General features: G+C 67.9%; 17 protein-coding genes and 1 tRNA gene. 8 read left to right on the forward strand and 10 right to left on the reverse strand.

The genetic code is table 11. From position 1 onward, the window contains the following. Positions 1 to 115 precede the first annotated feature (115 nt). The 3 genes from FEF15_RS05945 to fabV form a co-directional block, all read right to left on the reverse strand. Positions 116 to 1,090: a GlxA family transcriptional regulator gene (locus FEF15_RS05945; protein ID WP_163558238.1), complete on the reverse strand. Its 975-nt coding sequence runs from the start codon at positions 1,088 to 1,090 to the stop codon at positions 116 to 118. Positions 1,091 to 1,212: 122 nt separating this feature from the next. After that, positions 1,213 to 1,413 (reverse strand): hypothetical protein, encoded by a 201-nt coding sequence (locus FEF15_RS05950; protein ID WP_163558239.1) that lies wholly within the window; start codon positions 1,411 to 1,413, stop codon positions 1,213 to 1,215. Between the two features lie 57 nt (positions 1,414 to 1,470). Beyond that, positions 1,471 to 2,667, reverse strand: coding sequence for an enoyl-ACP reductase FabV (gene fabV / locus FEF15_RS05955; RefSeq protein ID WP_163558240.1), 1,197 nt, complete (start codon positions 2,665 to 2,667; stop codon positions 1,471 to 1,473). A 197-nt stretch (positions 2,668 to 2,864) separates the two neighbouring features. Between fabV and FEF15_RS05960 the strand changes: the two genes are divergently transcribed. Further along, positions 2,865 to 3,254: a hypothetical protein gene (locus FEF15_RS05960; RefSeq protein ID WP_163558241.1), complete on the forward strand. Its 390-nt coding sequence runs from the start codon at positions 2,865 to 2,867 to the stop codon at positions 3,252 to 3,254. 3 nt (positions 3,255 to 3,257) lie between these two features. Here the strand turns inward: FEF15_RS05960 and FEF15_RS05965 are convergent, their stop codons facing one another. Next, on the reverse strand, positions 3,258 to 3,743 hold the full coding sequence (locus FEF15_RS05965; RefSeq protein ID WP_163558242.1) for a glutathione peroxidase: 486 nt from the start codon (positions 3,741 to 3,743) through the stop codon (positions 3,258 to 3,260). 134 nt (positions 3,744 to 3,877) lie between these two features. Here FEF15_RS05965 and FEF15_RS05970 point away from each other — a divergent pair, with 134 nt between their 5' ends. Continuing rightward, complete coding sequence (locus tag FEF15_RS05970) at positions 3,878 to 5,530, forward strand: acyl-CoA dehydrogenase family protein (protein WP_163558243.1); 1,653 nt, start codon at positions 3,878 to 3,880, stop codon at positions 5,528 to 5,530. Here FEF15_RS05970 and FEF15_RS05975 read toward each other — a convergent pair. From FEF15_RS05975 to rnk, 3 genes are all read right to left on the reverse strand, one after another. After that, complete coding sequence (locus FEF15_RS05975; protein ID WP_163558244.1) at positions 5,470 to 6,699, reverse strand: EAL domain-containing response regulator; 1,230 nt, start codon at positions 6,697 to 6,699, stop codon at positions 5,470 to 5,472. The two genes, FEF15_RS05970 and FEF15_RS05975, sit on opposite strands and share 61 nt — an antisense overlap. 93 nt (positions 6,700 to 6,792) lie before the next feature. Beyond that, on the reverse strand, positions 6,793 to 7,410 hold the full coding sequence (locus FEF15_RS05980; protein WP_163558245.1) for a LysE family transporter: 618 nt from the start codon (positions 7,408 to 7,410) through the stop codon (positions 6,793 to 6,795). A 35-nt stretch (positions 7,411 to 7,445) separates the two neighbouring features. Further along, positions 7,446 to 7,856 (reverse strand): nucleoside diphosphate kinase regulator, encoded by a 411-nt coding sequence (gene rnk / locus FEF15_RS05985; RefSeq protein WP_163558246.1) that lies wholly within the window; start codon positions 7,854 to 7,856, stop codon positions 7,446 to 7,448. 386 nt (positions 7,857 to 8,242) lie between these two features. On the opposite strand from rnk, the gene gdhA reads away from it, so the two are divergent. The 6 genes from gdhA (at position 8,243) to FEF15_RS19380 (ending at position 11,715) form a co-directional block, all read left to right on the forward strand. Continuing rightward, positions 8,243 to 9,595 (forward strand): NADP-specific glutamate dehydrogenase, encoded by a 1,353-nt coding sequence (gene gdhA, locus FEF15_RS05990; RefSeq protein ID WP_163558247.1) that lies wholly within the window; start codon positions 8,243 to 8,245, stop codon positions 9,593 to 9,595. A gap of 224 nt (positions 9,596 to 9,819) precedes the next feature. Further along, positions 9,820 to 10,035 (forward strand): hypothetical protein, encoded by a 216-nt coding sequence (locus tag FEF15_RS05995; protein WP_163558248.1) that lies wholly within the window; start codon positions 9,820 to 9,822, stop codon positions 10,033 to 10,035. 54 nt (positions 10,036 to 10,089) lie between these two features. Continuing rightward, the gene (locus FEF15_RS06000; RefSeq protein ID WP_163558249.1) at positions 10,090 to 10,251 is read left to right on the forward strand and encodes a hypothetical protein; all 162 of its coding nucleotides are present in this window, start codon (positions 10,090 to 10,092) and stop codon (positions 10,249 to 10,251) included. After that, positions 10,241 to 10,867 carry an exopolysaccharide biosynthesis protein gene (locus FEF15_RS06005; protein ID WP_163558250.1) on the forward strand — a complete coding sequence of 209 codons (627 nt, stop codon included), beginning with the start codon at positions 10,241 to 10,243 and terminating at the stop codon, positions 10,865 to 10,867. Before FEF15_RS06000 ends, FEF15_RS06005 begins: the two co-directional genes overlap by 11 nt. A gap of 36 nt (positions 10,868 to 10,903) precedes the next feature. Beyond that, positions 10,904 to 11,512: a DUF1206 domain-containing protein gene (locus FEF15_RS06010; protein WP_240454083.1), complete on the forward strand. Its 609-nt coding sequence runs from the start codon at positions 10,904 to 10,906 to the stop codon at positions 11,510 to 11,512. A 5-nt stretch (positions 11,513 to 11,517) separates the two neighbouring features. Beyond that, positions 11,518 to 11,715 carry a DUF1206 domain-containing protein gene (locus FEF15_RS19380; RefSeq protein ID WP_240454084.1) on the forward strand — a complete coding sequence of 66 codons (198 nt, stop codon included), beginning with the start codon at positions 11,518 to 11,520 and terminating at the stop codon, positions 11,713 to 11,715. A 21-nt stretch (positions 11,716 to 11,736) separates the two neighbouring features. On the opposite strand, the gene FEF15_RS06015 is transcribed toward FEF15_RS19380, so the two are convergent. The 3 genes from FEF15_RS06015 to FEF15_RS06025 form a co-directional block, all read right to left on the reverse strand. Further along, a complete protein-coding gene (locus FEF15_RS06015) occupies positions 11,737 to 12,042 on the reverse strand; it encodes an addiction module antidote protein (protein ID WP_163558251.1) in 306 nt (101 codons plus the stop codon). Then, positions 12,039 to 12,314 (reverse strand): type II toxin-antitoxin system RelE/ParE family toxin, encoded by a 276-nt coding sequence (locus FEF15_RS06020; protein WP_276208201.1) that lies wholly within the window; start codon positions 12,312 to 12,314, stop codon positions 12,039 to 12,041. Before FEF15_RS06020 ends, FEF15_RS06015 begins: the two co-directional genes overlap by 4 nt. Before the next feature lie 195 nt (positions 12,315 to 12,509). Next, positions 12,510 to 12,596 (reverse strand) — tRNA-Leu (locus FEF15_RS06025). Positions 12,597 to 12,724: the final 128 nt, after the last annotated feature.

Here is a 12,724-nt window from a genome sequence, read left to right on the forward strand (position 1 = left end):
TCGGTCTCCACTCCATCGGCAAAGGGTCAAGGTAGAGACTCGAGTATAGGGACCCGCCAGGCACATGGCTTTCAGCAATGGGACGGCGACTTGTAGAAAAGGCTGGCGGAACGGCTTACAGGCGCTCTTCCCGCGGCGTGGCCCCGAAGTGGTTGCGGTAGGCGGTGGAGAAGTGCGCCGGCGACGAGAAGCCGGTCTTCATGGCGATCTCGCCGACGGGCAGGTCGCTGTCGCGCAGCAGGCGGCGCGCCGCCTGCAGACGCAGGTCGAGGTAGTAGCGCCCCGGCACCGCCTGCAGGTGCTTCTTGAACAGCCGCTCGAGCTGGCGGCGCGAGATGCCCAGGTGGGCGGCCAGCTCGTGGGTGGTCAACGGCTCCTCGATGTTGGCCTCCATCAGCTGCACGGCGTCGCGCAGGGCAGCCGGGGCATTGTCCCGCTGCGAGCGCAGGGGGAGCGGCGCCGGGTCGTCGGCCATGCGGATGCGCTCGAGCACGAAGTGCTCGGAGACGCGCTCGGCCAGCGCGCTGCCGTGATGGGCGGCGATCAGCGTCATCATCATGTCCATGGCCGCCGTGCCACCCCCGCAGGTGAGCCGACTGCGATCGATCTCGAACAGCTGGCGCGACAGGCGCACCCGGGGATGGTCGCGGGCGACCTCGGCGAAGCACTGCCAGGGCAGGGTGGCGCGATAGCCGTCCAGCACGCCGGCCCGCGCCAGCAGCTCCGCCCCGCCGCCCACGCCCACCAGCGTCACCCCGCGGCTGGCCAGACGCTCCGCGCAAGCCGTCACCACCGGCTCGTGGCCGACCGGCAGCGGCGTGGGGGCGCAGAGCACCAGCAGATCGAGGGTGTCGGGCAGGTCGGCGAGCGGGGCGTCGGGTGCCAGACAGAGCGCAGCCTGGCTGGCCACCGCCTCGCCGGAAGGCGTGAAGACATCGACCCGATAGAGGCGGCGCCCGGCCAGCTGGTTGGCCACCATCAGCGGTTCGATGGCGCACGCCTGGGCCAGCAGCGAGAAACCCGGCAGGGTGACCACGCCGACCCAGCGGGTCGGTGCGGTGAAACGGGAGGCGTGGGGAGACTCGGGCATTCAGCACGGCGCCTGGCACAACGGGCCTGTGATCTTACTCGATCGAGCCCGTCGCGCCGAGTGGGCGCCGCGCCTGCCCGTGGTTCAGGGCGCGGCGACGCGACCGTCGCCCCGCCGTCCGGTCAGGGCCAGACGAGGGTGAAGAGCAGGATGGCGCCGGCCAGCAGGGCCGCACCGAGCAGAATCCAGTGCAGCCCGTGCGGCGACTGGCGAGCCTCCGGCTGCTCTTCGTCCGGCTCGGGGTGCTCGAAATCTTCCGGCTGACGCACCGACTTGAGGTGCTCCCGTTCCTCTTCCTGGGTCTTGCTTTCGCGGGTGTCCATCGCCTACCTCCATTGCCTGCGATGCCCCGGCGACGGACAGGGTCACCTCACCGGGGGCTATACCGTGACGACATCGAAAGTCACGTCCGGGTTCACATCGGCACCATAGTCCACGTCGTCCCGCCCGAACCCGAAGAGTTTCAGGAAGTCGTGCTTGTACCCAGCATAGTCGGTGATCTCGAAGAGGTTCTCGGTGGTCACCTTGGGCCACAGCGCCTTGCATGCGTCCTGGACTTCGTCGCGCAGCTCCCAGTCGTCGAGGCGCAGGCGGCCGACCTCGTCGGTGGCGCAGCCCGTGCCGTAGAGGCATTCCCCGAACAGGCGGTTGAGCTGGTCGATGGGCTCCTCGTGCAGCCCCTTCTCCTTCATCACCTGGTAGACCATGGAAATATAGAGCGGCATCACCGGGATGGCCGCGCTGGCCTGGGTCACTACCGACTTGAGCACCGCCACGTTGGCGCCACCGCCGCTCGCCTTGAGCGCCTTGTCGATCTCGCCGGCGGCGCGATCCAGGTCCTCCTTGGCGCGGCCCAGCGCGCCGTGCCAGTAGATGGGCCAGGTGATTTCGGTGCCGATGTAGCTGAAGGCGACGCTGCGCGCGCCGGGGGCGAGCACGCCCGCCTTGTCCAGGGCGTCGAGCCACAGTTCCCAGTCCTCGCCGCCCATCACCGCCACGGTATCCTCGATCTCCTGCTCGGTGGCCGGTTCCACCTCGGCCTCGATGATGGTGTCCTTGTTGGTGTCGATGGCGGTGGCGCGATAGGGCTCGCCGATCGGCTTGAGCGCCGAGCGCTTGAGCTCGCCGGAGTCGGGGAGTTTGCGAACCGGCGAAGCGAGCGAGTAGACCACCAGATCCACCTGGCCCAGGTCCTGCTTGATCAGCTCGATGGCCTTGTCGCGCACCTCATGGGAGAAGGCATCGCCGTTGATCGACTTGCTGTAGCGCCCCTCGGCCTTGGCGTACTTGTCGAAGGCGGCGGCGTTGTACCAGCCGGCGGTGCCGGGCTTCTTCTCGCTGCTGGGCTTCTCGAAGAACACGCCCAGGGTGTCGGCGCCGTAGCCGAAGGCCGCCGTGATACGCGCCGCCAGGCCGTAGCCGCTGGACGCACCGACCACCAGCACCTTCTTGGGTCCCTGCGCCGGGTCGAGGCGGCGCGCCCGGGTCGCCTCGATCTGTTCGAGAACGTTCTTCTCGCAGCCCACGGGGTGGGTGGTGGTACAGATGAAACCGCGAACCTTGGGTTTGATGATCACGTCATACCTCTACTGTCCATGGCCGGGAGTCTCCTGCCTCGCCGGCCGAATGAGCCGTCGCCGCCTGGCCGCGCCAGGGGCGTCGTGCGAACCGTGGCAACATTCTAGCGGTCGCGTCCGTCCCTGTCCGCCCTTGAGCGCGGGGCGGCACTGGGGCAGGATGCCCTTCCCGGGGCACAACCTGGCAGGAGGATAGGATGGATGCACAGACGCTGGTCGACCAGCGCGGCGACCTATGGCTGGCGCTGGCCCCGCTGTGGCTGGACCGCGAGCCGAGCGAGCGCGACTACACGCGCATGGTGGCGGTCATCGAAGAGCACGGTCTCACGCTCGAGGAGCTCGAGTGGGTGTTCCGTCTGGAGCTGGCGCCGGTGCTGTCGCGCCACCAGATGTCGGTGGCCGGTACCTGGCATCACTTCAACGACTACCAGCTCATGCAGCAACTGGTGTCGCACAACCTGCGCCTCAAGGGCTGGCGACGCAAGGGCTGGGCGCTCTTCTCAGGGCTCACCACCATGATGACCCGGCACCGCTGGAACGAGCTCATCGAGCGGGTGGCGGTGGCCCGGGGGCATCTGCCCCACTGAGGTTCAGAACTCGTCCAGGGCCTGCTCGAGCTCCCGCTCGATCGCCGCGCCGGACTCGTTGGGGCCGAAGCGCCGGATCACCCGCCCGTCGCGCCCCACCAGGAACTTGGTGAAGTTCCACTTGATCAGGGAGGTGCCGAGCACCCCCGGCGCCTGCTGCCTGAGCTCCACGAACAGGGGATGGGCACCGGGCCCGTTGACCTTGACCTTCTGCATCAGCGGGAAGGTGACGCCGTATTCGCGGCCGCTCAGGTCGCAGAAGTCGCGGGCCGATTCCGGCGACTGACGGGCAAACTGGTTGCAGGGGAAGCCGAGCACGGTGAAGCCGCGCTCGCGATGGCGCCGATAGAGGCGCTCCAGCTCGCGCAGCTGGGGCGTGAAGCCGCAGCGGCTGGCCACGTTGACGATCAGCAGCACCTGCCCCTGCAGGGCGCGAAGGTTGAAGGGTTCGCCGCTGTGGGTGCGACATTCGTGCTCGTGAATGGCCATGGGTCCCCTGCCTTGCTGTCATCCGTCACGATGCCATGCTCGCCGCACGGAAACCACCCTGGCGAGCGGGGCGCGTTGACCACGGCGACGTCGCTGTCCATGCTGCGAGTCAGCCCCCGCCGCCGGAGTTCCCCATGACCGACCGGGCCCCCCGCACGCAGCTGGCCACCCACCGGGTGACCAATCAGCCACCCCCTTCCCACGACCGCGACTTTCTGGCCGACGACCCGCCCCTGCGCGAGGCGCTGGGCCGCGCGGCGCCGGCCTGGGTGAGTGCACGCCTCGCGCCCCTGGGGCGCGCGGTGGGCAGCGACCACGTCCAGGGCCTGGGCGAGGCGGCCAACCGCCACCCGCCGCAGCTGCGCCTCTTCGACCGCCACGGCCGGCGCCTCGACGAGGTGGCCTACCATCCCGCCTACCACGAACTGATGGCGCTGGCCTGTGAAGGCGGCTGGCACGCCGTGGCCTGGCAGGAGGAAGGCAACGGCGGCCATCAGGCCCACGTGGCGGCGCTCTACCTGCTCACCCAGGCGGAACCGGGCTTCTGCTGCCCGGTGACCATGACCCACGCCGCCATGCCGGCGCTGCGCCACGCCCCGGCGCTCGAGGCCGCCTGGGCGCCCGGCCTGCTGGCCCACGCCTACGATGCCCGCTCGCTGCCGGCCCCGGAGAAGCAGGGGCTGACCCTGGGCATGGCCATGACCGAAAAGCAGGGCGGCAGCGATGTGCGCGCCAACACCACACGCGCTCTCCCCGTCGCCGACGGCTGGCGGCTCACCGGCCACAAGTGGTTCTGCAGCGCCCCCATGTCCGACGCCTTCCTGACCCTGGCCCACAGCGACGACGGCCTCGACTGCTTTCTGGTGCCGCGCTTCGTGCCGGACGGCGAGCGCAACGCCATCGAGCTGCAGCGACTCAAGGAGAAGTGCGGTAACCGCGCCAACGCCTCGGCGGAGATCGAGTACCGCGGCGCCTGGGCGGCGCGCCTCGGCGAGCCCGGGCGCGGCGTGGCCACCATCCTCGAGATGGTCCAGCAGACCCGCCTGGATGCCGCCACGGCGCCGGTGGGCCTGATGCGCCAGGCCTTGCGCGAGGCCTGGCAGTATGTCCGCGCCCGCCACGCCTTCGGCCGTGCGCTGGCCGAGCAGCCACTGATGCGAGCGGTCATCGCCGACCTGGCCCTGGAAGTGGAGGCGGGGGTGGCGCTGATGCTTCGCGCCGCCCGCGCCTTCGACGGCGCGGCGCGCGGCGAGGCCCATGAGGCGGCCCTGGCGCGCCTGCTCCCGGCGCTCGCCAAGTACTGGCACAACAAGCGCGGCCCCGCCTTCCTGGCCGAGGCCATGGAGTGCCTGGGTGGCATCGGCTACGTGGAGGAGGCGCCGCTGGCGCGGCTCTACCGCGAGGCGCCGGTCAACTCGATCTGGGAGGGCTCGGGCAACGTGATCTGCCTCGATGTGCTGCGCGTGCTCGCCCGCCACCCCGAGGCCTTCGCCGCGGTGCAGGCCGAGCTCGGCGCCGTGCGCGGCCGCCACGACGACTTCGACCACGCCCTGGCCGAACTGGAACGCGAGCTGGCCGCCCCCGCCGAAGCGCTGGAGGCCCGCGGGCGCTGGCTGGCCCAGCGCTTGGCGCAGTGCCTGCAGGCCGCCCTGCTGCTGGGCCAGGCCCCGGCCGAGGTCGCCGAGACCTTCTGCCGCACGCGCCTCGGCGCCGAGGCCGGCATGGCCTACGGGGTGATGCCCACCGGAGCGCCGCTGGCGGCCATTCTCTCGCGGATCGAGGCCTGAGCTCGGGCGAGCGTCGGGATCGCCTCGGCCGCCACCGGGCGCGACAGACCGAAGCCCTGCACGTGGGTGCAGCCAAACCGCTCCAGCAGCGCCACGCTGGCCCCCTCCTCGAGTCCCTCGGCTACCACGCGCAGCCCCAGGCGGCGCCCCAGCAGCGCCACCGCCTCGACGATGGCCGCGTCCTGGGGGTCCGCATGCAGATAGCGCACGAAGCTGCGATCCACCTTGAGCTCGCTGATCGGCAGCATCTGCAACCGCGACAGCGACGAGAAGCCCACGCCGAAGTCGTCCACCGAGATTTCCAGGCCGTTGAGGTGCAAGCGGGCGGCGATCTCCGAGCCGAGCAGCTCGTCGTCCATGGCCGCCGTCTCGGTGATCTCGAACACCAGCAGCGGCGGCTCGCCCGGGCCGCGATGGCGGGTCAGCGCCAGCAGGTCCGGCGCCATCAGGTCGTCGGCGGTGACGTTCACCGACACCGACAGTGCCAGCCCCTGACGCCGCCAGCGCTGGGCATCGGCCAGCGCCTGCTCCAGTACGTAGGCAGTGAGGCGCCGGCTCTGCCCGGCGGTCAGCAGGGGCAGGAAGTTGGCCGGGCCGATCAGCCCGATCTCCGGATGCGCCCAGCGCACCAGGGCTTCGACGCCGCTCAGCCGCCCGCTGGCCAGCTCGAACTGGGGCTGGTAGTGCACCGCCAGCTCGCGGCGTGCCAGAGCCCCTTCCAGCTCGCTGGCGGTAAAGAAAGGGTCGGCGCGCGGCACCCCGGGCGCCTGGCTGCCCAGGCGCAGGTCGCCCAGGCGCTCACGCAGCTCGGCCAGGCGCATGGGCGTGTCCAGCGAGCCGAGCATCTGCAGGCCGAGGGTCTGGCCCACGCGCTCGGCGATCCGCGCGATCTTGGGTTCGACCCCACCGAGCAGCAGCACCCAGCCGCGATACTCCTGCTCGGCAAGCAGGCGCAACAGGGCGATGCCATCGGGCTCGGCAAAGTCCAGCCCCACTACCACCAGCTGCGGCCGGCTGCTGGCCACCTCCTCCAGCATGCCGGTGGCGCTGCGGTGGTAACGGCTCTGCAGGCCCAGCACCTGCAGCTGCAGGGAGAGAATGGCCGCGACATCCGGGTCTTCGCCGAGCACCACGGCGAGCGCGCGGGCGTCGCTTGCAAGGTCGTCCATCGTCAAGGGTTCCGGTCGATCGTCGATACAGAGGCTAGCAGCCCCGCCCGCCGGGCACCGGGGCAATTCGGCGTTGCAGTCAACGCTGGCGAGTCATCCCAGCGGGCCGAGGGCGACCCGCAGAGCGAGCCCCAGCAGCATCACCCCGGTGAGGCGATGGATCCAGTGGGCGCGTGCCTGCAGCCAGGGCAGCACCCGTGAGTGGGACAGCGACACGGCGACCAGCAGGTACCAGCCCCCGTCGATCAGCATGGCGGTCGCCACGATGATCGCCTTGGCGGCCAGGCTCATCTCCGGGGTGACGAACTGGCTCAGCAGCGCGATGAAAAAAAGGATCAGCTTGGGGTTGCCGAGCGCCACCAGCAGCCCCTCGCGCAGGGCCTGACCGCGGGTGGTGACGACGGCCCCCGCTGCCAGGGGGCCGCCGCGACCGGCGCGCAGCGCCTTGACGCCCAGCCAGGCGAGGTAACCTGCTCCCGCCCAGGTAATGAGCTGGAAGAGCAGCGGAAAGCGCACGATCAGCGCCCCCAGCCCCCAGACGGTGAGCAGGGCATAGAGGCCCACGCCCACGGCGTGGGAAAGCGCCGCGGCCATGCCCGGCACCCGCCCGCCCCCCAGGGTATGGCGCAGCACCAGCGCCAGGCTCGGCCCCGGCGACATGGCGCCCATGGCACAGATGGCGGCAAGGGACATCCACAGCGACAACGGCATCTCAATTTCCTTCGGTGATGGTAGACGGCGCTTCCTCAGCGGTGAAACTGCCCCTCCCGTTCCGGCTGCCACAGGATGGCATCGATCCGCAGCTGCGTCTCGCCGCCGTCCGGCAGCGGCCAATCGATGGTATCGCCGACACGCAGGCCGATCAGCGCCGCACCCACGGGCGCCATCACCGAGATCCCGTCCTCGGTGGCCGCCAGCATGTGGGGGTAGACAAGGGTGCGAACCAGCTGGCGACCTCGGGTCAGGTCGGTGAACTGAATCTGGCTGTTCATGCTCACCGCATCCGCCGGGATCGCCTCGGGGTCGACCACCTCGCCCCGCGCCAGCTCCTCTTCCAGCAACTCGGCAACCGCGAGCTCTTTGCCGCTGGCCGCATCGATGAGGCGCTGCAGCCGTTCGGCATCGAGCCGATTAATGATGATGGGGGGACGGGCCATCCTGCTTTCTCCATGTTCCGATCAACGCTTTCTGGACGCAAAGCCATCCATACAACGAAAAACAGCCCTCCACCCGCGGAGGGGCGAAGGACTGGCGTTTTCCTGCATCATAGGCCGTCGGCATCGGCTTTTATAGCCCCCACGACTTCCGTTTGTTTAGCACCCATCCGCCAAAGCGTTTTAATATAGTTTAAAAGATAAAGTTAATATTTCATAATGGTGCATAGATTTTCGGGGATTTAAAGGGATTTCGCTTCATATCAATGTCTAATCTATGCATGGGCTATGCAATTGCTGCATTTTGGTGCATTGATATATAGTGGAAACCGATTTCAAGCACCCCGTGGCCACCGCTACATTTCTTGGCACCACCACAGGAAACGCCCATGCCGTACGTTCACGACACTCTCGCCCGCCTTCAGCAGAGCAGCCCCGCCCAGACCGAGTTCTACCAGGCCGCCGAGGAGGTGCTGGAATGCCTGCGCCCGCTGTTCGAGCGCCGCCCGCACTATCACGACCACAGCATCATCGAGCGCATCGTCGAGCCCGAACGCCAGATTCTGTTCCGCGTTGCCTGGACCGACGATGCCGGGAAGGTCCGCGTGAACAAGGGATTCCGCATTCAGTTCAACTCCGCGCTCGGTCCCTACAAGGGCGGACTGCGCTTCCACCCCAGCGTGACCGCGGGCACCATCAAGTTCCTCGGCTTCGAACAGATCTTTAAAAATGCCCTGACCGGCCTACCAATCGGTGGCGGCAAGGGCGGTTCGGACTTCGATCCCAAGGGCAAGTCCGACGGTGAGATCATGCGCTTCTGCCAGGCCTTCATGAGCGAACTGTATCGCCATATCGGCCCCACCACCGACGTGCCAGCCGGCGACATCGGCGTCGGCGCCCGCGAAATTGGCTACCTGTACGGTCAGTACAAGCGTCTCACCGGCCGCTACGAGGGCGTTCTCACCGGGAAGGGGCTCAATTGGGGCGGATCGATTGGCCGCAAGGAAGCCACCGGCTACGGCGCGGTCTACTTTGCCCAGAACATGCTGGAAGCACGCGGCGACAATCTCGACGGCAAGGCCTGTCTGGTGTCCGGCGCCGGCAACGTGGCGATCTACACCATCGAGAAGCTTCATGAGTTGGGCGCCAAGGCGGTAACCTGCTCGGATTCCAGCGGCACGATTCACGACCCCAACGGCATCGACCTGGCACTGCTCAAGGAGCTCAAGGAGGTCAAGCGGGTCTCACTGGAGGCCTATCTAGGCACACGCCCCGGGGCCCACTACATCCCCCGAGCAGCGTACCCAAGCGACGGCCATGCCGTATGGCGCATCAAGGCTGACGCAGCGTTCCCTTGCGCCACGCAGAACGAACTGACCAGTGCCGATGCCGCCGCCCTGCTCGACAACGGCGTCAAGTGCATCAGCGAAGGGGCCAACATGCCTTCCACCGCGGAGGCCGTTGACCGCTTCCTGGAAGCCAAGATCGCCTACGGCCCGGGCAAGGCGGCCAATGCCGGCGGCGTTGCGACCAGTCAGTTGGAGATGGCGCAGAACAGCAGCATGCAGCAGTGGTCGCTGGACAAGGTCGATGCCAAGCTCAAGGAGGTCATGGCCAATATCCATCAGCAGTGTGCCGATACTGCGGAGGAGTTCGGCGAGCCCACCAACCTGGTGCAGGGTGCCAATATCGCCGGCTTCCGCAAGGTCGCCGACGCCATGATCGACCAGGGCGCAATATAAGAGCGAGAACTCGTCCGGCCAGAACCTGCGCGCGACAAGTTGAAGAACAGTGTTTACAAACACCGTTCTTGTACTAGCCTGGGAAATAGGGGCAACTCACGCCGCAGAGTCACTGCCCGAAGAGGCAGTTGCCGTTCGGTAGATGGCAAGCGCTTCAGCCGCCGATAGGGAAGGCGCCCTGTGCTAGGGCGCCACAACAGCGACGCCGAGGAGGGACAGCCGTCATGAACATGACCCTTGCCGCCCCGCTCCCGCCCCACTGGCGGCATATCCATGCCGACTGGTGGCAGGACGACCAAGGCAACATCATACATCGTGTCGAGATCGACGACGACGCCCTCTACTACTGCCAGTTCGCCGGTTCGTTGCTGCCGTGGAATGCGGAGGCCACAAGCCTGGACGAAGCCATGGCGATCACATCGGGGGTGCCGACGCACTGAATCAGGGGCACGCTTGGCGCTACACTGACGGCGAACCCAGCCAGAGAGTGCCCCATGACCGTACGCACCTTCGCCTTTGCCCTCATGGCCCTTGGCCTGGCCCTGCTGCTGGTCGGCTGGCAAACCGTCAGCCCGGCCGGCTTCGTGGGTGTGGCCTTGATCGCCCTGGGCGCCATCCTGCTCTGGACCCGCCGGACGCCTCGCCATGGACGCTGAGCCCCCCGAAGCCCCACCCACCGACACCTCCCGGGAGCCGGTCGCCAACCTGGCGGCACTGGTGGAGCGGCTGAAACACGCCGGCCGGCACGCCGACAGCGTGAGCCTGGAGGCCATTCTCGACTGCGTCGGGCGACGCACCTTCGCGCCCTTTTTACTGGTCGCCGGCCTGATCACCCTGGCCCCGCTGATCGGCGACATTCCCGGCGTGCCGACCCTGATGGCCAGCCTGGTGGCACTCTCCGCCGGTCAGCTGCTGCTGGGCCGCGACCACGTCTGGCTGCCCGCCTGGCTGCTGGCACGCCGCGTCCCGCGCCAGCGCTACGTCCAGGCGTTGCACTGGCTGAAGCGCCCGGCCCGCTGGATCGACCGCCTGCTCAAGCCGCGCCTGCAGCGCCTGACGCGCCCGCCGGCCCATCTGGCGGTGGCCCTGACCTGCCTGCTGATCGCACTCGCCATGCCGCCCATGGAGCTGATCCCCTTCACCGCCAACGGCGCGGGCCTGGCACTGACGCTCTTCGGGCTGGCACTGTTCGCCGAGGACGGCCTGATGGCGCTGCTGGGCTACGCCTTGACCGGTGGCACCCTCGCCGTGGTGCTACTCAGCCTGGGCTGAGGGGTGGCCAGCTCGCCCTGCGCTACGGGAGCCGCCATGCCGCACCACGTCACCTCCCTCAAGCAGGCCCTTTCTTTGGCGGCGCGCGTCGGCTACGTCGCCAAGGGGATCGTCTACCTGCTGATCGGCGGCCTGGCCTTGCTGGCGGCGGCCGGGCTGGGTGGCGACAACATTGGCTCGAAGGAAGCCATCAACCAGCTCATCGCTCAGCCCTTCGGCGATCTCATGATCGGATTGCTGGGCGCCGGGCTGCTGGCCTATGCCCTGTGGCGTACGCTCCAGGCCCTGGTGGATACCGAGTCGGTGGGCCTGGGGCTCAAGGGCATCGGGACCCGCCTGGGGTTTCTGGCCAGTTCGGCCGTACACGCCAGCCTCGGGGTCTACTGCTTCGACCTGCTGCGCCACGCGGCGATGGCCTCGGGCGAGAGCGAGGCACAGGACCGCACGGCGGTGCTGATGAGTCATCCGGGCGGAGTCTGGCTGGTCTTCGCCGCCGGCCTGGTATTCCTGGGCCTCGACCTGCGCCAGCTCTGGCGCGCCCTGCGGCGCACCTACCTCAAGAACTGGTACCGCCGGGAGATGAGCGCCGCTCAGCGCCGCCTGTTCGAGGCCATCACCCGCTGGGGGCTCTCGGCCGGGGGGTAGTCTTTGTGATCGTCGGCCTGTTCCTGTGCATCGCCGTCTGGCGGACTGATCCTAGCCAGGCCCAGGGCCTGGGCGGCGCCCTCAGCGTCCTGGCCGGTCAGCCCTTCGGGCCCTGGCTGCTCGGCACCGTCGCCCTGGGCCTGGTCGGCTACGGGGCCTATTGCCTGATCAATGCGGGGTTCCGGGACACCAGCATCGATTGAGAAGGAGAGACATCCGCCCACTCAGGAGGCGTGATGCGTCAGGTCATGAAAGTGAATGCCAGTCGCCTTGATGACGGCGGTCATGGTCCGCAAAGTTGGATTTCCCTTGGGGGAAAGCGCCCGATAGAGGCTCTCGCGGGAGAGCTTGGCACGCTCGGCCACGGCAGCCATGCCGCCTTGCGCTTCCACCACATGACGCAGCGCCATTAGAAAGGCAGACTCTCCGCCTTCTGCGTCCAGCTCGTCGAAGGCGGTGCGCAGGTAGTCAACGGCCATCGCCGGGTCATCGCGCAGCATCTCGATCACGGCATCGTCGTGGCTTTTCATCTCCGGGCTCTCCTTCGGTGGTCCGCCAGAAACGCCTTGGCCTGCTCGATGTCGGCCTGCTGGCGCTTCTTGGTGCCCCCGATCAACAACATCACCAGGCGCCTGCCCACCTTGGCGTAATACACGCGGTAGCCAGGACCGTAGTCGATTCGCAGCTCCAGCACTCCATCACCAACGGCCTTGGCGTCCCCGGCATTTCCAACCGCCAGCCGGTTTAGGCGGGTCAGCACGCGCATGGCCGCCCGGCGATCCTTCGCCTTGGTGGCATCCAGCCAGGCTTAGAACGGGTCATGGCCATCAGCGGTGAGGTAGTGCGTCAGCTCCATCATTGGGTACATTGTAGCCTAAAAGCTACACAATGGCATTGGCCGGATCGGCAGGGCCGACGACAACATGATGGGACCGGGAACCACGGGGAAGGGAGGGAAGAAACGCAAACAGCCGCCCGTAAGCGACTGTTTTTGAAATGGTACCGGCGGTCGGACTCGAACCGACAAGGGCTTGCACCCGGCGGATTTTGAATCCGCTGCGTCTACCAATTCCGCCACGCCGGCAGCGCGAAGCATTATACGTGGGGTGCCCGGCAGGTCAATCGTGACGCCTGACTTCGCCGAGGTGACGCGGTATCCTAGGCGGCTTGTCCAGACGGTCCAACCGTCCTCGTCGAAACTGTCGCCATCCC

It is taken from the genome of Halomonas sp. NO4, assembly GCF_010994375.1.
Lineage (GTDB): Bacteria > Pseudomonadota > Gammaproteobacteria > Pseudomonadales > Halomonadaceae > Halomonas.